The following is a 24,551-nucleotide window of genomic DNA, read 5'->3' on the forward strand; positions in this document are numbered from 1 at the left end:
TCTTCAAAGACCAATTATCTACACCAATAACCTTTTTCGGTCTCGTTCCTTCTGCCGAGGGGATTATACCACAAGTTCGTCATTAGTGAAACTTTGTGATATCGTGTCCTTTTAGACATTTTAACCAATCAAGTTGATGATTTATTGTCGTAAATTCCCCAAATACCTAGCACCTTTATTTTTATCACTAGTATTAGGTGCTGATTTACCAATTTCTCAAGTTTTGGCTCAAAGTGCTGTACAGTCATCTATCGGTAAAGGTGTGACATTTACATGCAATGACACCGAGACAACTATCAAAAATAAAAATGGGCCGAAAGTCAGTTTTGGGCAAACAACCATCTACATTGGTTATCAACAAACATCATCTCAAAACAAAGACCCACGCATCGTTCTGTTTAACAATGGAGTGAAAAAATGGTGTCGCAGTGATTACGAAACAACGAATGACGATGGTACTGGCTACGGATTGCTTTGGGATGGAGGAAACGTTTTGTATGGTGTTTTCTCTTCTACTGGTAGCCAGACTGGTAATGATTTTCGACGTTTTGCTAATGCTGGTTGGCTTCCTAGTTATGGAAGTGGTGGAGGTGCAAAAGTTGCAGTTCTAGCAAAAATTAATCCTAACGATGGTAACGTTTTATATGCGACATTTCTGACTGCAAAAAAGGCTAATGATGGTAAAACTAACTCCTTAGTTGTCACAGGATTATCATGGAATGGCACGAATTTGACTGTGAAAGCAGATTCGTGGTGGACTCCCCGTCGCGCTAATACAAATTCTATGAGTTGTTCTGGTTCATCACCTTATAAATATACAGGCGTATTTACTGGAGATTTAAAAAAGGTAACCTTAGCTTCAGCAGTTAATTGTAGTTAAATCGCTGGGGTTCTAGGTTTTAGCCTGATTGAACAATTATTTAGCGATCGCCCTCGACAATATTCCCTACTCATTTTATGATTAGCTAATAAGCTTGATGTTTGGCATACCCAAGCGCGGGCAAAAACCCTAGGTATCCGCCAAGATCGCCATAACCTTGAGAATAAAATACTTTCAGCGTTTGATCTATTCGGGAAGATGCAAATATTTGCAATAAGCTCGGCTGAAAATGACCTTTTTTTTCGACCTGCCAAAAGCCTTCCCAGAAACCCTGCTCTGTTTCGGATAAGGTTTTTTAATGACACGTCCGAGATCGCAAAGACGCGATAAATCGCCCTCTTTACAATAATCAGTCCTTTGTAGAGACGGCGATTTATCGCGTCTCTTGCCTTAACCGAACCGTATTGGTTGCAATCACTGTATTTAGTCATAAAAACGTATAATATTAATTCCTAATTCATAACTAAAACAGCCTCAATTTAGGATAAATTTATAGTTCATGCAAGCGAAAACTGCTACAAAAAAATATGCTTTATCACTGCACACCACCACACCTGAATTAGGCATAGCAATTAGTAATTTTGCTGGCGAGACTCGCTCTCAAGTTTGGAATTTGGGGCGTGATTTATCTAGCCTAATACATCAATATTTAATTGAATTTATCAAACCACAAACCTGGACAGATTTCTCTTTAATCGCAGTTGCAAAAGGCCCTGGTGGCTTTACTGGGACTCGTATTGGTGTTGTCACCGCTCGTACCTTAGGACAACAATTAAATATTCCTGTGTTTGCGATTTCAACTTTGGCGGCGGTAGCTTGGTCACAAGCAAGCAAAAGTCAAAATCAAAGAACTCTTGCTGTAGAAATGCCAGGACAACGAGGCCAAATTTTTGCAGCTATTTATCAACCGATGGCAGATGGTTCTGGACTAATACCCTTATTGCCAGATACAGTTATGACACCAGAAGTATGGCAAGAAACTTTAGCCAATTGGAACACCAGTTATGAGCTAATTCAAGCCCAATCTGGGTTAGCAGCGACGGTGACAAGTATCTTAGAACTAGCTGAACTTGATTGGCAACAAGGCAAATCTCCAAATTGGTCAGAGGCTTTGCCTTATTATGGGCAACATCCAGTAGAAGTTTAACTCAAGCAGACTATAGATAGACGCTTTTTCGCTATAAACTTCAATCATCCAACAAACTCATTAATGCTTGCAATTCCGAGTCTTGTGACTCTGATAACTCATGTCGTAATTCTAACAGTTGAGTCTGTAATGCTGTAGTTACATTCACCATGTTAGATTCTTCTGCAATTTTTAGCTGACTTTCTTTGATTCTGATTTTTCTAAGTAGTTCGTTTACAGAAGAAATTGAATCATAATCTTGAGAAATCATCGCCTTACACCTACTATCAATTTCAGGAGTAAAGTTAAACTTGCGGCTTACACATTGTTTCGCATCATTTAAATTTTAAGTAAAAATTATACATGCTATCGGCTGAGACTTGTCATTCAGATGATTTTTTTTATTAAAAACAGTCTTCGTTGGCAAAATATTGCTTAGTGCTTTTTTGGCGCTGATAATTTTGCAGAAAATCGGCGTTTGCGATCGCCCCACTGCTTGCTAAAATCTCCAACACTTGCTAAAACAGCATCAGACATGTATTTTGGTGTTTTCCGTGAATCTAGAAACTTGGGATACAAATTATCAATTCATCTATAAAACTAGTTATATTCACTGTATTTACTGATATTAGGTTGATACTAACACTATTTAATCGGGTTATATCTAACTTCAGATTATCATTGAATGGCACAGTAAGGTTATGTTTAAAACTGATAATGGCATCTCTGATACCATTTTCTGTAATTTCCTGCTTGCTAAAAAATCGAATGGAAATTAAATACTGAAATCATCATGAGGAGTGAAATGGGACTTAGCGAGGGACTTTTGAACCCAGAAAAAAAAGCCATGTTAGTAGATGACTGCTGTAACATGCTTGAAACACAGTTGGCCTCTAAATCAGGTATAAGCGGCATTGCTCTGAAAACTGCCTTCTCTGCTCTCAAGGGGGTCAAGCCAGGATACATCCCTTATGCCATTGAGCAACTATTACCAGAATGCTTAAAGGCGATCGATCCCATCTGGAATCAAGGTGTCGAGAAGGGCGATCCAGTAGGGTATGTGACTGCTAATTCCTCATATACAGCAGATGCACTCTTAGGTGTAACTGACGCGAGGGTTAAAAGCGTCAGACGCCCAATCGTGCGAGGAACCTATGAAAAACTTCGCGGCTCAGCCAAAAAACATGTTGAGGAGGCGATACCAGATTTCGCTAACATAATCGACAAATACACCAAAGCCTAAATAAAAAAGGTTCAATGGCACAAAGATAAGGGAATAGCAGGTGAGGAGGATGAGGGAGACAACACAGAGCAAAGGCTATTTTCTTTCCCATATCCCTCATCTTCTCGACCGAACAATTTGCAATTCGCAATTGTGGAGAAAATTATCAACTGGCTCACTCAGAATACATCCCCTCACTGATTTCATTGCGTTAGCATAGCAGGGCGTAGCCCATTGCGAATTCGTTTGACCACCGTCATTTTTGGTAATCAATGTGTGGAATTCAGGGGCATCTACCTCCTAAGCAATAACCGGATTGTCTTGCAAGGCTAAGGGACTTCCAGAAAATAAAATATACAGCTAAGGGACGGCAAATAAAAAAATATCCCACTGTTAACAGTCAACACTTAGGCTCATTTCAGCTCATTTCGGCTCATTTCGACTACGCTCAATGACCAACGCTCAAATCGAGCGACTTGCACTGAGCAGCGTCGAAGTGAGTCGAGATTCAATGACCACAGTCAACAACTTCAAGCGGTTATTTTTATTTTTGGAGTTCCCTAAACTGTATGCATTCGCCAAACGTCTCATAGAAAAACATCAGTGTAGGAGTATGTCACCAATTATTCCTGCACAGTCATTGGCAGACGAATAGTAAAACTAGAGCCAACTCCCGGCTGACTTTTGACAATAATTTCACCTCCCATCATCTGGCAAAAGTGACGGCTAATTGCTAATCCCAGCCCTGTACCTCCATATTTTTTGGTAGTCGAAGTATCACCTTGTGTAAAAGGTTGAAATAACTGCTGCTGTTGACGGTGAGACATACCTATACCAGTGTCGGTAACAGTAAAAGTAATGATCCCCAAAGGAGCTTCTGGTCGTAATTCATCCTTTTCTCTTTTGACTGTTAGGGTTACCTTGCCGTTTGTAGTGAACTTACCAGCGTTGCTGAGTAAGTTTAATAATACCTGGCGCATCCTGGTTTGATCGGCGTACATGGTGCCAAGTTGCTCATCAAAATCCACTTCTAAGATATTTGTGTTTTTTTCTATAGTCGGCTTGACTGTGAGGACTACATTATGTATTAGAGTTGCAATCTCAAATGTCTCTGGATAGAGAGTCATTTTCCCGGCTTCAATTTTTGACAAGTCGAGAATTTCGTTAATCAAGTGCAGTAGATGTTTACCAGCAGAGTTAATTGTTTCTAAGTCTGTGATAAAGTCTGGCGATAAACCAAGATCCGTAGCGTCATCTTCTAGAAGTTGGCTCAAGCCAATTACAGCATTTAATGGTGTGCGTAACTCATGGCTGACATTTGCCAGAAATATGCTTTTTGCCTTGCTAGCAGCTTCAGCTAATTCTTTGGCTTGCTGTAATTCTTTAGTTCGCTCAGATACTCGCTCAATCAAACGATTCAAAGATTTGGCGAGTAGACCAATTTCATCTTCAGTGGTAATGGGAGCTCGCAAATCGAAATTGGACTTTCTGGCTACTTGTTCAGCCACTTGGGTGACAACGATCACTGGCTCCGCGATCGCTCGACTAGTCCGCCAAGCTACAATAGCCGCGATCGCCACGGAAACCAGCATACTCATAATTATGATGAATCGCTCAACCAGTTTTGCTTGCTCAACGGATTCTTGCCTTTCTTGCTCTTGTTCCTCAGCAGTTTGCAAAATATTACTCAAGTTTTCCGAAAGTTGATCTAGCCGTATGGCAGTTTCACTACGCATTATTGCTAATAATTGCGATCGTGCAGACGAAATCTGCTCAGGCTGCACTTTCTGGAAATCGATTTTCTGTAAAATCGCCTCGATTTTTTCAACGTAAGCTTGTAAGTTAGTCTTATAATCCTGCAATAACGTCTGTAAACTAGAACTTGTTGCGGCTAGTCTCTTAGGTTTACTGTCAATAAATCCGTTAATTTTTGACTCTAGTTGCTTAGCTTTTTCAAAACTTTTCAGAAAATCAGCCTTTTTGCTTTGCAACTCTTGTGAATTTTCCAAGACCGCAACCAAGTTAGAACTATGCAATTGCGCTCCGACTACTGCATCTTTATAATTACTCAGTAGTTGTCCTTGTTCATGAGCTTGATTAAATTGCCTGACTTCCCTTCCTCGGTAATAGTTGGCGATTACCAACCCAGTCAGTGAACCAAAAAAGCCAATTCCAATAGCTACAAAGTAGCCATAGCCAATTTTCTGATGAATACGCCAAGAACTGGCTTTGAGCTTCCCTTGTGAGGGAAATTCTATGGTCGGGAGTTCGTCTGTTGATGGCTCTTCCGCTGACACTTTTTTGCTTTCTGAACTGCTGTCAATAGGGGTTGGCTTCTGAGTTGGCATTCCTCAAACCTCCTTGCCTTCCCGCAAACATCACCAAATCAGTCTAGCTTGTGCAAACACTTTTGGTGATTAACATCTAGATTATCTTCTTTTATGGCAAGACAAAATTATTGGGCATAGGGCATGGGGCAAAACAGTTCCGAGTTCTGAGTAAAGAACTGAAATCCCCTACTCAGCACTCAGCACTCCTGAAGGGCATGGGGCATTGGAAAAACTCTTCCCTAGTCCCAAGCACATCTATCATAAAATTTTTTAAACTCTAGTATTATCTGAACATAAAAAACTTATATGACGCCCTGTGCAACTTTCTCTTAGACCTAACCCCCAACCCGTTCCCGACAAGGGAAAGGGAGCAAGAATCAAAGCCTCTCTCCGAAACGGAGAGAGGTTTGGAAAGGGTTTGCAAGAATTTAAGTCGTACATCGCTTGATATTACGTATTAATATCAATACCAATACGTTAATTGACGATCGCGCCTTAAGATAGCTTTAATATCGAATAAAATCGGCTTTTAAGCTTATATAAATGAGAGGTGGATTAATTTTTGCATGATTTGTACTTAGATTTAGTACGATTATGAGCAAATGAAACGGAATGGGATAATCACAACCTGAGGATTTTAGTTGATTCTAAACAAGAAAACTCGAAAAGCTGATTATAATACATTTTGCTGCCTTCTGAGTTCTATCCTCCTACTGACTTTCTACCTTGTAGTTGATGCAGTAGATATTATGGGGCAATTATGGTTATAGGATACTACAATCCTTTTGCGCCCTTGACTCAATTGTAGTGGTGGACTTGTGCAATACCTAATCAACAGCCTTTTGGTTGTAATTACCCAGATTAGAAAAACTCAACTGTCAAATTTATGGGAGTGAAAATGCCAGAACAAGAATTTACCGAAACCACATCTAAAGAGGCTACAGTGGCAGATATCAACAGCCAAACGGGAACAATTACCAAACTCCAGCCTCCCGCACAGCCTCAAGACGAATGGCTCAAATACGGAGAGCAAATTTCTAGCTTTTTAGCAACGTTGCCTGAATACGTAGGAAGCTTCTTTAATCAATACAAGCAGCCTTTAATTACTGTTGGTTTAATTGTGGGATCGATTGTTGGAGTTAAAGTACTCTTGGCAATATTAGATGCTTTGAATGATATTCCCTTAGTAGCTCCTACTTTTGAGTTGATTGGTATTGGTTACTCTGCTTGGTTTGTTTACCGCTATTTACTCAAAGCCTCAACCAGGAAAGAGTTAACTAGTGAAATCACTACTCTTAAATCACAAGTTGTCGGTAAACAAATTCCAGAAGCTTAATATCCCAACTATCGCTTCTTTGACAATGGTGCTACCTGAATGCTCTAATTCAAAATCACCAAAGTTCTGAGTCTAAGGAAGCTCAATCTCAGACTTCTCAAAAGTTGACGCTCAGATTCCTCCTGAGGCTGAGCGTCTTCGGCTCGACTCAAAATTAAGAATCTTTATTTTGAATTTTGAATTCTCTGCCAGGGAGTTTACCAAGAAACAGAGGAGCAGGGAAAAATAAGGAACGAGGGGGAAGTTAAAGTAAGTTTTTCCCCTCAGTCCCTGAATATTACTTTTGTAGTAACTTTATCAACGAAGGCAGGAGGCAGGAGCAAATAGGTCTTGGGTTTAATACCCCTACCCTCACTACTGTTCAGTGGGTTTAATTCAGGAGGGATCGAATCCCATAACTGAATTGACCCTCCTACCTCCTGCTTCTTTCAATAGACTTCTGCAAACCCACCTCTTGCAAAAAGCACTTTTGCAAGAGGTCTAATGAGACGAGCCTCCAGCCGACAAATTAACCTTTGCGTTCTCTTTTGAAGTAGGCGAAAGCTCTGGGGATATGTTGGGCAATCGCACAATGTTTTCAGATGAAATTCCCTTCAACTTGCCTTGTTTAACTAAAGCTTGATGAATCATTACGGCCACTTCAGCACGAGTTGCTACTTTGTTAGGAGCAAGGACTTGTGTATTTGGATAGTTAACTACAAGTCCACTGGCTGTAGCAGCGGCTATTTTGCTGGTAGCATATGCCGGAATATCTTTAGCGTCTTTATAAATACTTAAAATCTGATTTGGGGAAGTGGGTGCTTTTAAATTCAACCCGCTAGCAAGGGCAACTAAAACTTGCGCTCGTGAAATATTTTGTTGTGGTTTGAAAGTTTTTTTCGGATAGCCTTTGAGAAACCCGGTACTGATGGCTTGGTTAATTGCTGGAGTTGCCCAGAATTTTACGGGTACATCTTGAAATGCGATCGCACTCTTAGACAGTTCTTTGTCAAAAGCTTTTTGCAGTAAGGCAGCAAATTCAGCACGGTTTACAGGCTGATTTGGTCTAAAAGAATAATCAGGAAATCCCTTAATAATACCACGGGAAGAAAGAACATCTATAAAACGCCGACCCCAGAAGTTATTGGGCACATCGTTAAATGCAATTGGCGGCGGAATAATAGATTTTTGTTTTGCGGGAGTTACTAAAGGTAAAGCTGATGATGTAATTGATGACTCAAGATCTACTGAAGAGGATACAGGCTTTTGTGGTTCTGGTGATTGACTTGGGGTTACCTCAGCAGATGGTGGGAAGACTTTGGGGGAAGTCGCTGCGCTATTAGTCCCAAATTCAGGTGTCTTGGGTTCAACAGCCGCAGATGGTGATGAAGGTAAAAGGTTTACTTGGGGGATTGTATTTGGTTCTACCTTTGGAGTAGAAGAAGGCAATACTTGATTTGGTTGAACACTAGGAGAGGGAGTGGAGGAAGGAGACAGTAGCGCGTTGAAATTCCACTGAGAATCTCTCCGAGACAATGACCAAAAAAGAATCGCTCCGATAGTGGCGAAAGCAACCAGAATTGCTATAAATTCATCAAAGCCAAGGGCAGTTCTTTGAGATGACTCAGGTTCGGAAGGAGGTCTATTTGTCATCGTGATTACCCCAGTAGCAGTAAAATTTGTATCTAAAGAAATTAAGCCACAGATGACAATTTTACACCAGCCCTTTTTAATTCATAATTCGTAATCGATCGCAAAAGATTAGGCTTCTGGTTCAAGATCAAGCGATGTCTAATGACAAGCCGCTTCTCTATGAGAGGCTACGCCAACGCGTCTACGCAATTGAGCAGTTGGCGTTCGGCTCTTTGGGATTCCTATTCAGATCTTTGACGCTAGAAATCCTTCTCGCTACTAAATTACGAAAATGTCATTAAAACCAATAACGGGTTTTGTCGCGAGAGTGGCGATTTGGACTTGAGTTTGTTTAGTACCTGTTCCGTCAGCATCAAAGAAAAGCGCACCAGTAGCTTGATTATAGATAAAGCGATCGCAAACACTGCTTGCTTGTTCTATCTGTAGATTTTTTCCATCTAGATTAACTGTAACCCTATCATCCTCTGCTTTTAATCGTTGCAGTTCCGATTCACTTAACTCTATTCCCTGGGCTAAATAAGCAAAAATTTCTCCTTCATCTCCAGGTGTATCGGAAATATTAAGCTGCGAGTCAATTGCGTGTCCAATTTCTTCTAGAACAACGCTAGCGATCGCTTCTACATTGCCAGCATTTTGCTTCAGGACTTCTTGAGATATATAAGTAGTATTGATCGCTGCGGCATAAGCCCCATTCGCTCCATTGATATCCGATCGCGATCGCACTTCAATTTTGGGTAAGGTACTAAAATCTCCTGCTGTCCAAGCTGTGTGCAACTCAATAGCATCAGCATTTTCCCCAAACGCTACTTTCATTTTGGCGTTATACCAATTTAATGTGAAGTTGCAGATATCTCGATCCCCCTAAATCCCCCTTAAAAAGGGGGACTTTGATAGATGTTTTTCCAGTTCCCCCCTTAATAAGGGGGGCTAGGGGGGATCGAATTCTATGCAGCTTCATAAAGAATTGGTATTAAAGTCTTGAGTATGAGCTAAATTCTGTAACTTTTGTTTAGCTAAACTTTCAGCTTTGTATAAAATCAATGAGTCGCTTTCAATCTCGAATAGGCGATTTGAAGGTAATTCATCACCTAACAGTAAAGTCCCGATCTTTTTAGTCTTCACCCGGATTTCTCACAAAGCTCGAGAAATCCGGGTTAAAAACCCTAAAGTATAATCTTTTTTTGACTTAATTAGTATATAGTTATTTAGTGTTTTAAACTGAGTAAGTTTCAAAACTTAATAAACTGACCTGCCCGAAGCGATCGCTAAAAATATTAGGGGGAGCGTCCGTCTAAAGCCCCTTTTTTAAGCAGGTTGGGGGATCTGTCTGAATGTGTAAGTCCTATTATTGTGGGGTGTCCGTCTTTGATTACGGAGACCCCACAATAAGTATTAATAATTGATTTATCGGCAATTTCTCAACTCTACGATTCCCGTCCCGAAGCCCATGTATCACGCCATTTAACAGTACCTTCCTTAGCAATCACCCAGCGGCGGTTAACTAAATTTTCCCGCAGAGGCGATTGCCCTTCCCGCCACATGGCATATTTATATGCAATCAGCTTACCAGCACTTTCATCAAAGGGAATTTCAGCAGACCAGGTATTCGAGTTGATATACTCTAAGGGATACGCTTTGCTGATATCCCAGTTGCCTAACTCTGGACAATCTCCAGTCACAACAATGATTTCCCCAGGTTTGGTATCCACGCCATTGAGTTGTACGCGGACTATAGTTTGTCCTTTAATCCGTTCCCCGACATGGCTGAAAACAAGTACTCCCCGTTCTTCGAGTACCAAATTGTGAATCTTGCCGTCTTTGACCTCATACTTGTTGCGAGTGACTACACAAGTATGTTCACCATCGGGTAATTCTGTTTCTACTTGTGGTAGAGTAACTTCTCCTCCCCGGTTTAAAGCGACAAAACATAAAGAATCACGATAACGACGCACATAACAGTAAATGTCTGGTGTTAAGTATTTTTGCCAGTGGCTACCCATTGACACTGCGGGATTGAGTCGCCGCAACCCAGATAATAACCTGATGTAACGATATATCTCTGTATCCCGATCCCAACTTTCCATCATTGGGCGGTTATAGGGGTCGTTACCGCCATCTGTATCGTTATGGAGATATTGTTCTGTGCCGTAATAGATACACGGGATACCACGAGATGTCATAATCAAGGCGATCGCTACCTTCAACATTGCTGGATCGGGGTTCAGCGATTGGAAGCGGCACATATCATGGTTATCAATGAAGGTAACTAGCTCTGTTGCTCCCTTATAGCGATAATCCTGGTCAAAAATATATTGAATTGTTTGGAATCCCATTTCTGAACCTTGCGCTAGTGCAGCTCGAATTGCCACACACAACCCAAAGTCTAGAAGTGTCATACCTGAGTGATTGGCAAATTCCACCGAGCGATCGTCACTAGGATTACTGTAAATCCACTCACCAAAAATAAACACATCTGGTTTGTGATTGGTCATCTCACCAGTGAATTCTTGCCAAAACCAGATGGGCATATGCTTGACAGTATCCACCCGTAATGCATCTACACCCCGGTCTAGCCATTGTTTAATTGCTGACTTAATATACTGCCGATATTCCGTATTGTTTTCATTGAAGGTTGCTAGACCAGCTAATTCACAGTTCTGAACTTGCCAATCGTCTTCCCAGTTTTGCACTTCGCCATAGTGGTGATACCAATGATTGACATCATCATTAAAGTCAGCGATTTTTACACCATCATCATACAATTCACCTTTGCTACCGCTGGTATCAGGGCTGCTATGGTTGCAGACAATATCCAGCACCAGTTTCATATTGCGCTTGTGTAGTTCTGCAATTAACCGATCAAAGGTCGTATTTTTTTCTTCTTGGGTAGCATTTAAAGAAGGATTCTCTCCATCAGCAATGTAGCGAGGATTGATGCGCTTAAAGTCTTTTGTCCAATAGCCATGCATCGCCGCATTGCTAATAAATAACTCTTCCACCTGTTCAAACAACGGAGTTAGCCAAAGGGCGGTAACTCCCATATTTTTGAGATAGTCCAATTTATCGATGACGCCTTGCAAGTCACCACCCCAGTACTTACCCCACTCTTGCCTATTTGGATCGTAGAGTTCTGAGTTTGCGCCTTCGCTATTATCTGGATCGCCATCATAAAAGCGATCGACCACTAAAAAATAGATTGTTTCCTGACGAAATTCAATATCCCTAGTGTAAAGAAAGTCTAAGTCAATCTCAGTGTCTGACGCAGGTGTTTGTATAAGAGTTTCTACTTTTTCTGTTGCCGAATCAACTTTGTATTGCTCTGGTGAAAATTGGGATGGAGGGGTTTGTACCATAAAAAACTCAAAATTTCATTCAATTGAAGTTTGTAGACACAACAGTACATTGTTTAGAGTACTTTGTGTAACTACAAACATCGGTATTTTTACATCCTGCCTATGGTGTAGGTATCTATCGTTAGCTAGTTTATAATTCTATCGATAGACATAATTCATCTGCTAGAGGATAAAAACAAAAGAATCTATAGCAGCCCTATTTGATTTGTGAGAATTGCAACTCTCAAATGATTTAGGAATGCCGTATATGACAATTGTAAATAAAGTCAATAATAATTAATCAAAAAATATATAAGTTTGACTTAACAAATTACTTTTTTGGTCACTGGATGTCAAGCTATAGAACTGTCTCTAAAAATAACGTTCAAAGGCGGCAGTAAACCCACTTCGCCACCGTTAAGTGTTAACTGTTGACTGTTAACCATCAACTCCAAGTATTTTTTATAAAAATGGTAATTCTGTATGAAAGATCGAGATAAAAATATAAGATTGCTCAAAGGTCACACAGCATTTTTGTTTATCCACGGAATCGGCGAACAAAATCCTTTTGAGACTGTGGATCTTTTTACCCAGAATTTCCTGACTTACTTCGATAAGGAAAATTTATCTTTCAAGCTAGAACACGTAATTGCCCAACGCAGGCTATCAACTGGTTCTTTTTGGACAGAAAGCTTTATCAGATTGAAATCAACTGATAACGATGGAGATTGGCTAATTGATATTCATGAGTATTATTGGTCAGCTTATACAGAAAATAAAATCACTGTACCTGAGATATTGCGATGGGCAGAACAGACCCTTGATGGCACAATTAAGTTTTATAACCGGAAAGAAAACCAACCTCTATTAGATCAACTCTTGGCTAAAAAAAATAGAAAAAGTTTGTTTAAATACCGTCTGCGATCGCTCACTATATTGCTGCGGATATTTAACTTTTTCTATCCAGTATTGCGAATGATAACTTGGTTAATTTTGTCATTAGCAGGGCCATTTCTCCAAGGTCGTTTTCTGCAATCAGCATGGCAGCTAAGTAAAAAAATTGTCACTCCACCCTTGGTTAATTTCATTGGTGATATCACCATATACAGCATCACTGATGCAAAATCGCCCTACAAAATCATTCGTCAGCAAATACTGACAGAATCCTTAACATTGCTGAAAGAAATTCTTCAAGATAAACAAATAGATTACGACCAAGTAATCATAGGTGGACATTCTTTGGGTAGCTGTATTGCTTACGACACCTTAAACCTTCTTTGTGTTGAAGCGAGTCTTTCTCCAGACAAGAATCAAAGTTTGTTACTAAATAAAATTAAAGGGTTAATAACCTTTGGTTCACCCCTAGATAAAATCGCTTTTTTCTTCCGAGAGGTTGCACAGGAAGGACAGTATATTCGACAGCGGATTTTAGAACACCTCAATTCTTTTCGTGTAAAACCAGAATTTGCACAGCAAAGTAAATACTCGTTTCCAAATCCAGTTTTATGCAAACTCGAGGGAGTTCGTTGGATCAATTACTACCATCTAAAAGATCCAATCAGCGGTCATCTAGATTACTATGAAAACCTGGTTAACATTGAAATGAAATATCCAGCATCCTGGGGTGACCAAGGACACCAAGGTTACTGGTCTGATGCAAATTTTTACGAAGATATTGCCGATCGCTTCCTGTACGTCACAAATCAGAATGAAGAAAGTCAAGAAATTGTGCAGCCAGATCGTCACAAACCTTAATTAGCACTCCAGTCAGCATCGCCAGACTTTTAATCGAAAATCTCAAATCTAAAATTGGTATCAGCCAGCTATTAATAAAGTTTCTCTGTAATAGATTCACTCCATTGGTAAACTGACCATTGGGACTTTCAACCTGTTATTTACTATAAAGCAATTGATCCTGGTAACAATTATGAGCAAATATGACAAGATTTTTAATTCATCAGAGAGATCGGAGGAATCACTAAGTCCAGAGGAAGCCGTGGCGGCCATCGCCACTGTCACCGCGATCGCTGATTTATCGGTTGAAGATGTTGATGCAGAAACTTTAGCAGGTATCCTCTGGGAATTCGAGGTATTTGAGGAATACTCAGAAGATGAAATTACAGAAATCGTCGATAGACTCATCGGTATTGCAGAAGATGAAGGACTTGGTGCCCTGTTTAATACCGCTAAAGTCTCTCTTTCAGATGAATTAGTCCTAGATGGTTTCGCCGCAGGTGTCATAGTCCTTTTAGACGACGCACTGACCATCCCCAAACAGAAACAAGCCTATCTCAAAAAGCTCCAAACTGCCTTAGAACTTGAGGATGAAGAAGCAGACGAAATCATCAAAGAAGTAATTGCAGCCTTTGAAGAAGCAGAAGAAGAATATGAAGACGACGAAGATGAAACAGTAGTTATAGAGGATTATACTCACCAAAACTATGAATCCCCTTTAGGTAACTTTACAGTGCCGATTCCAGTCGATCCTCAACAGGGCGGTAGAATTCAAAGTCAGGAAGGAGTAGTTGGCTTTTCTGATGATATCGGCACTTTGTTGAGAATCGATTATTATCCTTTTCCTTCACAACAGTTGGAAGAGATGGAGTCTGTTGGACAACAAGAATATTTACAATCAATTTTAGTAGAAAAGTATATACCCCAAGCGATTTTTGCCAATGTACCAGATGCTTCTGTGGAATACACTGAATATTTGGAAGACACTTTAGAAGGGGCTTATTACGCATTAATTGATATGCCCAAAGGTTCGACGATTTCCAAGCAAGAAAATAATGGAACTGCTATCAGATTAGATGCCTACCGAGGGTTGCTCACCTTTGTCAGTGGTGAATTTTTGTATATAGTTAGCAGTCAGCACAGCTTTCTCAACGGCGAAACCCCAGATTCCCTTGAAGAAGAAGCTGAATACATCAAAGAGAATATTTTAGAGTTTGTTGAGACGATCGAATTTACATAGTCAGGGATTGGGGACTGGGGACTGGGAGATGGGGGAGTGTGGGGAGTGTGGGGGAAAGAGAATGTATGCTTCCCCCTCTTCCTCTCCTCCCACACCTCCCAATCCCCCAACTTCCCCAAATATGCTAACCTAGTATGGTTAACTAATCTCGCACATCTAAGAATTCGGGTGTTTCTCGATTGGGAAATCCACTTAGATGGAGGTTTAACCCGAATCGGAGTTAAAAATATATGCCAGTAGTTTCTTTGGCTCAAATGATGGAGTCAGGGGTTCACTTTGGGCACCAAACCCGGCGTTGGAACCCAAAAATGTCTCCTTACATTTACACTTCCCGCAATGGTGTACATATCATCGATTTGGTGCAGACTGCCCAGTTGATGGATAGTGCTTATAGCTATATGCGATCGCAAGCAGAGCAAGGGAAGAAGTTTCTTTTCGTCGGCACCAAGCGGCAAGCAGCGGGAATTATTGCCCAAGAAGCCAGCCGTTGTGGTTCCCACTATATTAACCAGCGCTGGTTGGGCGGAATGTTGACCAACTGGGCAACTATCAAAACACGGGTAGACCGCCTAAAAGATTTAGAACGCCGTGAAGAAACTGGCGCACTAGATTTATTGCCCAAAAAAGAAGCGTCAATGCTGCGTCGAGAAATGGCAAAGCTACAAAAATATTTGGGCGGCATTAAAACAATGCGAAAAGTGCCCGATATTGTTGTGATTGTAGACCAACGCCGTGAGTATAACGCAGTTCAAGAATGCCAAAAACTCAACATTCCCATTGTGTCCATGCTGGATACAAACTGTGACCCAGATGTTGTAGATATTCCCATTCCCGCAAACGATGATGCTATCAGATCTATCAAGCTGATAGTCGGAAAATTGGCGGATGCCATCTATGAAGGTCGTCACGGTCAGCTGGATGCTGAAGATGATTACGAAGACTACGACGGTACTGAGTACGACGAAGACTACGAGGAAGGCGAGTATACTGACGCCGTGATTCCCGACGAAGAAGAAGAAGAATAGTATTGAGTGCTGAGTGCTGAGGGCTGAGTAAGATATAAATACTCAGCAAATTGGATAGTGCTGAGTCTTGATTTTTGAAGTTGTGAGTTGTCAGTTGTTAATGAAGAATTTTCTTTCACTCAAAATTGATAACTGAAGACTCAAAACTCAGCACTCAGCACTAAATTAGGTGAGCGATTACAACTCGAGGTCAAGTTAGGAATTGAGGCAACATGGCGGAAATATCTGCAAAACTCGTCCAAGAGCTACGCCAAAAAACTGGTGCCGGCATGATGGACTGCAAAAAGGCGCTGATAGAGAATGATGGCAACATCGAAGAAGCCGCAGACTGGCTCCGGAAAAAGGGCATCACTTCGGCGGGTAAAAAAAGCGATCGCATTGCGGCAGAAGGTCTAGTAGACACCTACATTCAACCTGGTGGTCAAGTAGGTGTACTTATAGAAGTAAACTGCCAAACTGATTTTGTGGCTCGTAACGAGGCTTTTAAAGCTTTAGTTAAGAATCTAGCAAAGCAAGCCTCAAGTGCTGATAGTGTTGAGTCCTTGTTAGCTCAACCCTATATTGAAAATGAAAGTGTAAGTGTAGATGAATTCATCAAGCAAACCATTGCTACACTCGGTGAAAACATCCAACTGCGTCGTTTTGTCAATTTTGCCCTAGCAGAAGGCACCCAAGGTATAATAGACAGCTACATTCACACTGGCGGTAGAGTTGGTGTATTGGTAGAGTTGGGTTCTCAAACTGAATCTGCGGCTGCTAAGGAAGAATTCCAATCCTTGGCACGGAACGCTGCTATGCAAGTTGCAGCGTGCCCAAATGTCGAGTATGTCAGCGTAGACCAAATTCCTACCGCCGTAGCCCAAAAAGAAAAAGATATTGAAATGGGCAAAGATGATTTGGCGAACAAGCCAGATAACATCAAAGAAAAGATTGTTCAGGGACGGATTGACAAACGCCTCAAAGAATTGACTTTGCTAGATCAGCCTTACATCCGCGATCAAAGTATCTCTGTGGAAGACTTGTTGAAGCAAGTCAAGGGGCAATTAGGCGAAGACATCCAAGTGAATCGCTTTGTCCGCTATATACTGGGCGAAGGCATCGAAAAGCAAGAAATGAGCTTTGCTGATGAAGTCGCTGCACAAATGGGCAAGTAATATTAGTCATTAGTCATTAGTCATTAGTCATTGGTCCTTAGTCTTTACCAAAAACAAATGACTAATGACAAACAGGTCAAGCAAATAGCCTGACCTGTATTTTATTAATAGAGAAATATTTAAAATTATTTAAAAGGTTATCCTCAAATAAAATCGTACATTTGTACCATGTAATGGTTCATCTGGGCAAGAACGAGAAGATATGGCAAGAGCAATCGAACAAATCGAGCGGGATATTGCAGCACTCAAAGAAGCGATGGGAGCGATCGCATTACAACTACAAACCGCCTATGGTAGTTATCTAGCTACCTTGGGACTAGCTGTACAAAAACAGCTGATTCTAGCTAGTTACCACCTTTGTACTCACGGACATCCCGAAAACTTTCTGAATTTGTCTTTGAATCAGCGCCAACAATTACAACAAGCCATCCGCAAGTTAGGTCAACTCGCGGCCGAGGAATTGCTCACTTATATTAAAAGTGAGGGAAATGAGGTGGATGAGGGAAATGAGGTGGATGAGGGGGATGAGGGGGATGAGGGAGATGAGGGAGATGAGGGAGATGAGGGAGATGAGGGAGATGAGGGAGATGAGGTATTAAATTCGTCGTTGTCGCCTTTGTCCCTGGATACCTCTAGTCCTATAGAACTGTCTAAATGGCGACATAACTTAGAGGAAGTTACCCAAGAGATACTGAAAAAAGTTTCTCATGATGCTAATCTTTTATTACAAAAAGCTGGGATATTACCTAAAAAATTACCAGAACCGATTTTAGCAGCAGCGGCTGCGGCTGCATCAGAAGCATCTGCCGAGGTAATGTCAGGACCACCCAACTTATTAAACTTAGTAATTGAAATTGAAAATGAGCAGCAGTCAGAAGATTCTGGACTGACGCAGATTATGGCTATTAATTTGCGACTGGGAGAAATTGAATTTGCTGATGTTACACTCTCATCTGAGCGCAGACAAATCCGCAGTATCTTAGTTCAGCTAAATAAGCTAGAACGAGAGTATCAAAAAAAACATCGTGAAAGGACAATTGCTGAAGCTGAAGCTGCATGGCGTGCCAGTTGGTTTGAGAATTAGTCATTGGTCATTTGTCATTTGCCCTTGGTAATGACTAATAAGCTGATAGCGTTTAAATTATATAAACATTATATAAACACTATTTATAATCGTTGACGGTTGATGATTGACGGTCATCAGTCAAGCATCAATCGTCATTAAGTAAATTTACAAATTGAATATGTAATAAATTAAACTTATTGCGTCAATATTTATTCTCACGCAAAGGCGAAAATAAGAGGGTGAAAAAACCACTTTTGCAAGAAGACTAATGACCAATGACCAATGACCAATGACTGATGACCAATGATTAATGAAAAACCAGATTGGATACGATTGCAGAAAGCTTTGGCAATAGAGGCCGAACGTGGCTTTACAGATTTGGTGGGTAAACAATATCGTTTCAGCGAATTTCTGAGCCTCACTTTGGGTAAATTCCCAACAGGCTTACCCCAAACTGAACGCCGTCGTTGGCAAGGACTAGCGGTGCAATTTGCTAGTTATCCGCATTTAGCGCTGGATGAAAGACAACATTTAGTAGCAGAGACTCGTCGGTATCTCTCGCAACTACAGCAACTACAGCAAGAAGAGCAGGGGGAGCAGGGGAGCAGGGGAGCAGGGGAGCAGGGGAGAATTTATCAATCCAAAATCCAAAATCGTTCGACTGAGCATAGCCGAAGTCCAAAATCCAAAATCATCACTGAGGTGAGTCTGAGGCTTGCACCAAAAATTGAGCAAAAACTCAGCGATTTGCCAGAAATAGGTTTTAAAAAAGCTGATAATCTAGCGCGTCTTGGTTTACATACCGTCCGCGACTTGCTTTTCTACTATCCTCGTGACCACATTGATTATGCGCGTCAGGTGAATATCCGCGAGTTACAGGCGGGTGAGACGGTGACAATCATCGCTACAGTGAAGCGTTGCAACTGTTTTAGTAGTCCTAAAAATCAAAAATTATCAATTTTAGAACTGATTGTCAAAGATAACAGCGGTCAAATTAAAATTGGTCGTTTTTACGCAGGTACGCGCTTTAGCAGTCGTGCTTGGCAAGAAAGTTTAAAACGCCGTTATCCAGTGGGTAGTATTGTTGCGGCATGTGGGTTGGTGAAAGAAAGTAAATATGGCTTGACACTGGATAATCCAGAACTAGAGGTTTTGGCAAATCCAGGAGATTCGATTGAGTCGCTGAATATTGGGCGGGTAGTGCCAATTTATGCATTGACAGAGGGATTGGTGGCGAATACGGTGCGACAAGCGGTAATTGCTGTTTTACCTGCTGCGGCTAACCTGAAAGATCCTTTGCCAAGTGGTTTGCGACAGAAGTATGGTTTGATGGAATTGAAAGATGCGATCGCTAATATTCATTTTCCCAGCGATAGCGACGCTTTAAAAGTTGCCCGTCGTCGCCTAGTCTTTGACGAATTTTTCTACCTCCAACTTGGTTTACTGCAACGTCAGCAGCAAGCAAGGGCAATTCAAACTAGCGCTATCCTCGTTCCCCGCGGTCAACTTGTAGAGAAATTCTACGAAATACTGCCTTTTCAACTCACAGTAGCACAGCAACGAGTTCTCAACGATATTCTCAACGATTTGCAAAAACCTGCACCAATGAATCGTTTGGTGCAAGGTGATGTCGGTTCTGGTAAAACAGTCGTCGCCGTGCTAGCTATCCTCGCAGCAATTCAATCTGGCTACCAAGCGGCGCTAATGGCTCCTACAGAAGTTTTGGCAGAACAGCATTATCGCAAGTTAGTTAGTTGGTTTAACCTGTTGCATTTACCTGTAGAATTACTGACAGGCTCCACAAAAACTGCTAAACGAAGACAAATACATTCTCAGTTAGGAACTGGTGAATTGCCTCTGTTAGTGGGAACCCATGCCTTGATTCAAGACCCTGTAAACTTCCATCAATTAGGGTTAGTTGTAATTGATGAACAGCATCGCTTTGGGGTAGAACAACGGGCGCGTTTGCAGCAAAAAGGCGAACAACCCCATGTATTAACTATGACAGCTACTCCCATTCCTAGAACCTTAGCACTGACGATACACGGGGATTTGGATGTCAGCCAAATTGATGAGTTACCGCCAGGACGACAAAAGATTCAAACAACAGTCTTGTCAGGTCAGCAACGCAACCATGCTTACGACCTAATCCGGCGAGAAATTGCCCAAGGAAGACAAGTTTATGTGGTTTTGCCCTTGGTGGAAGAATCAGAAAAATTAGATTTGCGATCGGCTGTTGACGAGCATCAAAAGTTGCAAGAAAGCGTTTTTCCCGACTTTCAAGTTGGGCTGCTACACGGTCGCATGAGTTCAGCCGAAAAGGACGAATCTATTACCAAATTTCGTGATAACGAAACGCAGATTCTAGTTTCGACTACTGTTGTTGAAGTGGGTGTAGACGTACCTAATGCTACGGTAATGCTCATTGAAAATGCGGAGCGATTTGGCTTGTCACAACTCCACCAACTGCGGGGGCGTGTCGGTCGTGGCGCGGCTCAGTCCTACTGTCTGTTGATGAGCAGTTCTCGGAGTCCTGATGCTCAACAACGGTTGAAGGTGTTGGAACAGTCTCAGGATGGCTTTTTCATTTCTGAAATGGATATGCGTTTTCGTGGCCCTGGGCAAGTACTGGGAACTCGTCAATCTGGAGTGCCAGATTTTACTTTAGCAAGTTTGGTTGACGACGAGGAAGTTTTACTTTTAGCGCGGCAAGCAGCGGAAAAAATAATCGAGATGGATGTTACTTTAGAGCGTTGGTATTTGATGAAAGAAGAGTTGAAGTATCGGTATGAGCGATTGATGGGTGGGGCGATTTTGACATAGATGACAATGAAATAGTCCTACGGAGATGCAAAGAGCGATCGCAAAATGTTTACAGATTTTTGAAATACATGTATGAACAAAAAGATCCCCGACTTCTTCAAGAAGTCGGGGATCTGAGCCTCTCGATGTTTACAGATTTTTGAAATACATGTAGGGTGTGTTGCAATACTTGTCGGTTAAGGGGAAAAGGGGAAAGGGAAAGGGGAAAGAAAAAACCTTTAACCTTTTCCCCAAACCTAATTCCGAGTTAAAAATGCACAAAGCGAGCAGTATTGGGGTGTGTTGTGCCGTAGACTAACGCACTAAAACTTTCGGGTGGTGCGTTACCAATACGGTTCGGATAAGATTTTTTAATGAAAATTCTAGATCAAAGACGGCGATTTATCGCGTCTTTTGCCTTATTCCTCTTCTGTCACTTTCCGGTTATTCTAAATAAAAGAATAAAAAAAGAAAACCCTGAAAGGTAAGTAGGGCAATGGATGTAGAATTACAAATTTTGAAACATTTGGCAAGAGATGCTCACCCAACAGTTGCGACCATAGATGAATATTGTGCAGAGTATAAAGACCTGTTTAAAGAAGTAAGAAATTATGAATGCTTCAAATATTTACATCTGGGAATAATGTCACAAATTAAAAGAAAATCATTACCAGAGATAGCGAAAGTCGTAAGTATAAACTCCGCACAGTCATTACATCATTTTTTAGCCAATTCAGACTGGTCAGTAGATAAATTAAAACAACTAAGATTAAATAAACTTAAAAAAGCACTAAATGGAAATGCGATTACAGTAGTAATAGATGAAACCGGAGATAGAAAAAAAGGTAAAAAGACTGATTATGTAGCCAGGCAATATCTAGGAAGTGTAGGAAAAGTCGATAATGGAATAGTTTCAGTCAATGCCTATGGAGTTTATTCTAATATAACGTTTCCATTAACTGTAAAAGTATTCAAACCCAAAGGAACGTTAAAAGAGGAGGATAAATATAAAACTAAAATAGAGTTAGCGTCAGACATCATTACAGAATTAATTGAATCAGGTTTTAACATTAAACTGGTACTGGCAGATAGTTTATATGGTGAAAGTAGCCAATTTATTAGAAAAGTAGCTGAATATAAATTAGATTATGTCGTAGCAATAAGAAGTAATCATGGAGTCTGGTTGCCAGCAGGACAAAGCGTTAGGGCTAATAAGTGGTGTAAATTTGAAAGAACATTTAGCAATCAAAAATCAGAAACCCGATACATTAGGGAAATAATTTATGGTAAAAAAAGAGCCATAACTTACTGGGAAATAACTACTGACCCAGAAACCATGCCAGAAAATTTTACAACATTTGTGATGACAAATCTTCAAGGAAAACTCAAAAAAACTTTAGGCGATTTATATGGATTAAGAACCTGGGTAGAATATGGATTTCGACAGTGTAAACAGGAACTCGGCTGGACAGATTATCGGTTCACAAATTTTCAACATATAGAAAGGTGGTGGGAAATTATTTTTTGTGTGTACACAATGATTAGTTTAAATTCTCCAGCCTTCTTAAGCTTAAATAAATCTCGTCAAATTGAAGCTGAGGTTCAAAAAAATAGTGATGTTGATTTTTCTAATCATCAACAATGGAACCATGAATGCGGATGGAAAAATACTCTAAATAATCTGCGTCTCATTGCCCAACCACTCTTACTATTTTGGTTAATTTATCCCTGGATACATATTTTCCCAAATTCTAAATTATTGCTGGGATTCAATCAATTAATTAGTGCAATGAATCAATTTAAAACCTGTTATGCTTCTGGATAATTTCACTTTGTTACTACTTGCTTATCTCGGAGAGTGACAGAAGAGGGATAACCAAACCGTATTGGGTGCGTTACGGCTTCCATAACGCACCCTACAAATACGCTTAATAGAAGGAAGGGATTTAGACCCCCAAAGGGCGTTAAAATTAATATAACGTGAGTTCGACAGAGCTAAAAAAGGGCAGGAGGTAGAGCAAGTAAGCCTTTTGGGTAAATGTCAATAGAAGGTTTTTTAGGCAAATAAGTATAAGCAGCTAAACCAGCCATTAAATTAACCAAAAAGTTAAATGGACTACGATGGCGAGAATGTTCGATTTGACATATATTTTTTAGATGGTCATTGACGGACTCAATCACAGCGCGTTTGCGTAACAGAATCTTATCAATCAGTTTTACCAAACGGTTTTTCATTTTCTTCTTAGATTTTGTGACTAACTGCAATCCGCGCTCATATAACTCCTCAAATAATTTTTGAGAGATGTATCCTCTGTCACCAAAAAGTTTACCAATTAAGTCACGAGTCATTTCTGGAACTGGTTTTCGGTCATCTACATTCGCCGGAGTTAATGAAAATGCAAGTAATTCTCCGCAATCATTAATAATCAAATGAAGTTTAAATCCAAAGTGCCAACCTACAGAATTTTTACCCCATTCTACTAAGCCTTTAAATACCTTATGAGAATGGGCTCGACAGTTATGACAAACATTAATCGGAGTGGAATCAATAAAGCTAATCCCTGTAATTTCTCCTGTACGTGTATGTAAAAAGCAACATAATAACATTAAGCACCAAGGCATCAATTCCACAAACCGAGTGTAGCTGACCAAATTCGGAAATGCTTGATGCCAACTTTGAAGCACATGCAGAGTGTAGAATTCCTTGAAAGTCTTATATCCACTGCCATGAAATGCAATGACTATTGTCATTACCTCTGATAAACACATCCTCAATTTACTGCGACGCTCTCCAGAAGTAGACGGTAATTGTGGTATTTGCTGCCATAGATTTTCCCATTGGTTACAGAAATCATCTACATCCCAGAATATTTGAGTGATATCGAGCCGAGATACAATGGTAGACATAGCCGAGACCTTGATTTTTCTTAGATATTTTTAGTCTCGGCATTTTTTTGTCACTTTTTCACAGATTCTCAATCAATCGTAGCGATCGCCTGAACAATACCCAATTGTGCAAATCTATATATGGCAAGCTTTTTTGGCTTTTTCTAACCGTCGAACTCACGTTAAATCAGAGTATTTTAGGGAATGAAACAGCCCTGCTTTACAAGGGGGGATTAAGGGGGGTAATTCGACTTGTGTGTACACCGTAGCCTTGGAAAGGGGGGTTAGGGGGGATCAATTAAGTGCCTAAAATCACAGCTAACTACTTTTCAAACAACCTCTAATACCAATTCACAATTCGTAATTCGCAATTAAAAAACTTAGATGGAGCAAAGCTTTCACGCCCTACATCTGTATCAGATTTTTCGTGAAATGGTATAAGCCCTCTTTTGTCACTCTGAGAAAAGAAAAATAAGAGCCAAATTTTCAACTGTAGATATAACGGGCATTTGAGCGTTTATTTTCTCACACAATGCCTGAAATCAAGGTTTTTGGAAAAAGTCTTATGCTGTAAGCATTCAAGATTATTCTCTCCCGAAAGTGATAAAAGAGGGATAAGAGTAACCGCTACAGGCTTGAGAGTAGTCGCTACAGACTTGGGAGTAACCGCTACAGACTTGAGAGTAATCGTTACAGACTTGGGAGTAATCGTTACAGACTTGGATTATAAAAAAGCGTCCCAACCCTCAGAGGTGTCAACTTAAGCTAAAAATTGGTATGAGTGAG

General features: G+C 40.6%; 19 protein-coding genes. 12 read left to right on the forward strand and 7 right to left on the reverse strand.

What is annotated here, in order from left to right:
• Positions 1-136 precede the first annotated feature (136 nt).
• Both ACFG4S_RS11015 and tsaB read left to right on the forward strand, forming a co-directional pair.
• Complete coding sequence (locus ACFG4S_RS11015) at positions 137-880, forward strand: hypothetical protein (protein WP_392534828.1); 744 nt, start codon at positions 137-139, stop codon at positions 878-880.
• Between the two features lie 499 nt (positions 881-1,379).
• Complete coding sequence (tsaB, locus tag ACFG4S_RS11020) at positions 1,380-2,027, forward strand: tRNA (adenosine(37)-N6)-threonylcarbamoyltransferase complex dimerization subunit type 1 TsaB (protein WP_392534829.1); 648 nt, start codon at positions 1,380-1,382, stop codon at positions 2,025-2,027.
• A 40-nt stretch (positions 2,028-2,067) separates the two neighbouring features.
• Here tsaB and ACFG4S_RS11025 read toward each other — a convergent pair whose 3' ends face one another.
• Positions 2,068-2,277 carry a hypothetical protein gene (locus ACFG4S_RS11025; RefSeq protein ID WP_392534830.1) on the reverse strand — a complete coding sequence of 70 codons (210 nt, stop codon included), beginning with the start codon at positions 2,275-2,277 and terminating at the stop codon, positions 2,068-2,070.
• Positions 2,278-2,811: 534 nt separating this feature from the next.
• On the opposite strand from ACFG4S_RS11025, the gene ACFG4S_RS11030 reads away from it, so the two are divergent.
• Both ACFG4S_RS11030 and ACFG4S_RS11035 read left to right on the forward strand, forming a co-directional pair.
• On the forward strand, positions 2,812-3,249 hold the full coding sequence (locus ACFG4S_RS11030) for a DUF6918 family protein (protein WP_392534831.1): 438 nt from the start codon (positions 2,812-2,814) through the stop codon (positions 3,247-3,249).
• A 430-nt stretch (positions 3,250-3,679) separates the two neighbouring features.
• The gene (locus ACFG4S_RS11035; RefSeq protein ID WP_392534832.1) at positions 3,680-3,883 is read left to right on the forward strand and encodes a hypothetical protein; all 204 of its coding nucleotides are present in this window, start codon (positions 3,680-3,682) and stop codon (positions 3,881-3,883) included.
• On the opposite strand, the gene ACFG4S_RS11040 is transcribed toward ACFG4S_RS11035, so the two are convergent.
• A complete protein-coding gene (locus ACFG4S_RS11040; protein ID WP_392534833.1) occupies positions 3,852-5,576 on the reverse strand; it encodes an ATP-binding protein in 1,725 nt (574 codons plus the stop codon). The two genes, ACFG4S_RS11035 and ACFG4S_RS11040, sit on opposite strands and share 32 nt — an antisense overlap.
• 880 nt (positions 5,577-6,456) lie before the next feature.
• Here ACFG4S_RS11040 and ACFG4S_RS11045 point away from each other — a divergent pair.
• The gene (locus ACFG4S_RS11045) at positions 6,457-6,894 is read left to right on the forward strand and encodes a CAAD domain-containing protein (protein ID WP_392534834.1); all 438 of its coding nucleotides are present in this window, start codon (positions 6,457-6,459) and stop codon (positions 6,892-6,894) included.
• Positions 6,895-7,374: 480 nt separating this feature from the next.
• On the opposite strand, the gene ACFG4S_RS11050 is transcribed toward ACFG4S_RS11045, so the two are convergent.
• The 4 genes from ACFG4S_RS11050 to ACFG4S_RS11065 form a co-directional block, all read right to left on the reverse strand.
• A complete protein-coding gene (locus ACFG4S_RS11050) occupies positions 7,375-8,526 on the reverse strand; it encodes an S-layer homology domain-containing protein (RefSeq protein ID WP_392534835.1) in 1,152 nt (383 codons plus the stop codon).
• Positions 8,527-8,784: 258 nt separating this feature from the next.
• Positions 8,785-9,339 carry a hypothetical protein gene (locus ACFG4S_RS11055; protein ID WP_392534836.1) on the reverse strand — a complete coding sequence of 185 codons (555 nt, stop codon included), beginning with the start codon at positions 9,337-9,339 and terminating at the stop codon, positions 8,785-8,787.
• A 141-nt stretch (positions 9,340-9,480) separates the two neighbouring features.
• Positions 9,481-9,648 (reverse strand): hypothetical protein, encoded by a 168-nt coding sequence (locus ACFG4S_RS11060; protein ID WP_392534837.1) that lies wholly within the window; start codon positions 9,646-9,648, stop codon positions 9,481-9,483.
• A gap of 302 nt (positions 9,649-9,950) precedes the next feature.
• Positions 9,951-11,879 carry an alpha-amylase family glycosyl hydrolase gene (locus tag ACFG4S_RS11065; protein WP_392534838.1) on the reverse strand — a complete coding sequence of 643 codons (1,929 nt, stop codon included), beginning with the start codon at positions 11,877-11,879 and terminating at the stop codon, positions 9,951-9,953.
• 462 nt (positions 11,880-12,341) lie between these two features.
• On the opposite strand from ACFG4S_RS11065, the gene ACFG4S_RS11070 reads away from it, so the two are divergent.
• The 7 genes from ACFG4S_RS11070 (at position 12,342) to ACFG4S_RS11100 (ending at position 22,704) form a co-directional block, all read left to right on the forward strand.
• On the forward strand, positions 12,342-13,613 hold the full coding sequence (locus ACFG4S_RS11070) for a hypothetical protein (RefSeq protein ID WP_392534839.1): 1,272 nt from the start codon (positions 12,342-12,344) through the stop codon (positions 13,611-13,613).
• 172 nt (positions 13,614-13,785) lie between these two features.
• On the forward strand, positions 13,786-14,832 hold the full coding sequence (locus tag ACFG4S_RS11075) for a hypothetical protein (protein ID WP_392534840.1): 1,047 nt from the start codon (positions 13,786-13,788) through the stop codon (positions 14,830-14,832).
• Between the two features lie 230 nt (positions 14,833-15,062).
• Positions 15,063-15,857: a 30S ribosomal protein S2 gene (gene rpsB, locus ACFG4S_RS11080; protein WP_392534841.1), complete on the forward strand. Its 795-nt coding sequence runs from the start codon at positions 15,063-15,065 to the stop codon at positions 15,855-15,857.
• Between the two features lie 212 nt (positions 15,858-16,069).
• Positions 16,070-17,011, forward strand: coding sequence for a translation elongation factor Ts (gene tsf / locus ACFG4S_RS11085; protein WP_392534842.1), 942 nt, complete (start codon positions 16,070-16,072; stop codon positions 17,009-17,011).
• 202 nt (positions 17,012-17,213) lie between these two features.
• Positions 17,214-18,095 carry a hypothetical protein gene (locus tag ACFG4S_RS11090; protein ID WP_392534843.1) on the forward strand — a complete coding sequence of 294 codons (882 nt, stop codon included), beginning with the start codon at positions 17,214-17,216 and terminating at the stop codon, positions 18,093-18,095.
• A 285-nt stretch (positions 18,096-18,380) separates the two neighbouring features.
• On the forward strand, positions 18,381-20,900 hold the full coding sequence (recG, locus tag ACFG4S_RS11095) for an ATP-dependent DNA helicase RecG (protein WP_392534844.1): 2,520 nt from the start codon (positions 18,381-18,383) through the stop codon (positions 20,898-20,900).
• Between the two features lie 475 nt (positions 20,901-21,375).
• A complete protein-coding gene (locus ACFG4S_RS11100; RefSeq protein ID WP_392534845.1) occupies positions 21,376-22,704 on the forward strand; it encodes an IS701 family transposase in 1,329 nt (442 codons plus the stop codon).
• Positions 22,705-22,874: 170 nt separating this feature from the next.
• Here ACFG4S_RS11100 and ACFG4S_RS11105 read toward each other — a convergent pair whose 3' ends face one another.
• Positions 22,875-23,786, reverse strand: coding sequence for an IS982 family transposase (locus ACFG4S_RS11105; RefSeq protein ID WP_392534846.1), 912 nt, complete (start codon positions 23,784-23,786; stop codon positions 22,875-22,877).
• Positions 23,787-24,551: the final 765 nt, after the last annotated feature.

The organism is Nostoc sp. C117 (assembly GCF_043099735.1).
GTDB lineage: Bacteria > Cyanobacteriota > Cyanobacteriia > Cyanobacteriales > Nostocaceae > Nostoc.

What these genes read in the sequence shown, in the direction of transcription:
- tsaB (WP_392534829.1), top strand. Translation starts at nt 1,380, where the DNA reads ATGCAAGCGAAAACTGCTACAAAAAAATATGCTTTATCACTGCACACC.
- ACFG4S_RS11035 (WP_392534832.1), top strand. Translation starts at nt 3,680, where the DNA reads ATGACCAACGCTCAAATCGAGCGACTTGCACTGAGCAGCGTCGAAGTG.
- ACFG4S_RS11050 (WP_392534835.1), bottom strand. Translation starts at nt 8,526, where the DNA reads ATGACAAATAGACCTCCTTCCGAACCTGAGTCATCTCAAAGAACTGCC.
- rpsB (WP_392534841.1), top strand. Translation starts at nt 15,063, where the DNA reads ATGCCAGTAGTTTCTTTGGCTCAAATGATGGAGTCAGGGGTTCACTTT.
- ACFG4S_RS11070 (WP_392534839.1), top strand. Translation starts at nt 12,342, where the DNA reads ATGAAAGATCGAGATAAAAATATAAGATTGCTCAAAGGTCACACAGCA.
- tsf (WP_392534842.1), top strand. Translation starts at nt 16,070, where the DNA reads ATGGCGGAAATATCTGCAAAACTCGTCCAAGAGCTACGCCAAAAAACT.
- ACFG4S_RS11040 (WP_392534833.1), bottom strand. Translation starts at nt 5,576, where the DNA reads ATGCCAACTCAGAAGCCAACCCCTATTGACAGCAGTTCAGAAAGCAAA.
- ACFG4S_RS11065 (WP_392534838.1), bottom strand. Translation starts at nt 11,879, where the DNA reads ATGGTACAAACCCCTCCATCCCAATTTTCACCAGAGCAATACAAAGTT.
- ACFG4S_RS11100 (WP_392534845.1), top strand. Translation starts at nt 21,376, where the DNA reads ATGGATGTAGAATTACAAATTTTGAAACATTTGGCAAGAGATGCTCAC.
- ACFG4S_RS11075 (WP_392534840.1), top strand. Translation starts at nt 13,786, where the DNA reads ATGAGCAAATATGACAAGATTTTTAATTCATCAGAGAGATCGGAGGAA.
- ACFG4S_RS11030 (WP_392534831.1), top strand. Translation starts at nt 2,812, where the DNA reads ATGGGACTTAGCGAGGGACTTTTGAACCCAGAAAAAAAAGCCATGTTA.
- ACFG4S_RS11015 (WP_392534828.1), top strand. Translation starts at nt 137, where the DNA reads ATGATTTATTGTCGTAAATTCCCCAAATACCTAGCACCTTTATTTTTA.
- ACFG4S_RS11090 (WP_392534843.1), top strand. Translation starts at nt 17,214, where the DNA reads ATGGCAAGAGCAATCGAACAAATCGAGCGGGATATTGCAGCACTCAAA.
- ACFG4S_RS11055 (WP_392534836.1), bottom strand. Translation starts at nt 9,339, where the DNA reads ATGAAAGTAGCGTTTGGGGAAAATGCTGATGCTATTGAGTTGCACACA.
- recG (WP_392534844.1), top strand. Translation starts at nt 18,381, where the DNA reads ATGATTAATGAAAAACCAGATTGGATACGATTGCAGAAAGCTTTGGCA.
- ACFG4S_RS11045 (WP_392534834.1), top strand. Translation starts at nt 6,457, where the DNA reads ATGCCAGAACAAGAATTTACCGAAACCACATCTAAAGAGGCTACAGTG.
- ACFG4S_RS11025 (WP_392534830.1), bottom strand. Translation starts at nt 2,277, where the DNA reads ATGATTTCTCAAGATTATGATTCAATTTCTTCTGTAAACGAACTACTT.
- ACFG4S_RS11105 (WP_392534846.1), bottom strand. Translation starts at nt 23,786, where the DNA reads ATGTCTACCATTGTATCTCGGCTCGATATCACTCAAATATTCTGGGAT.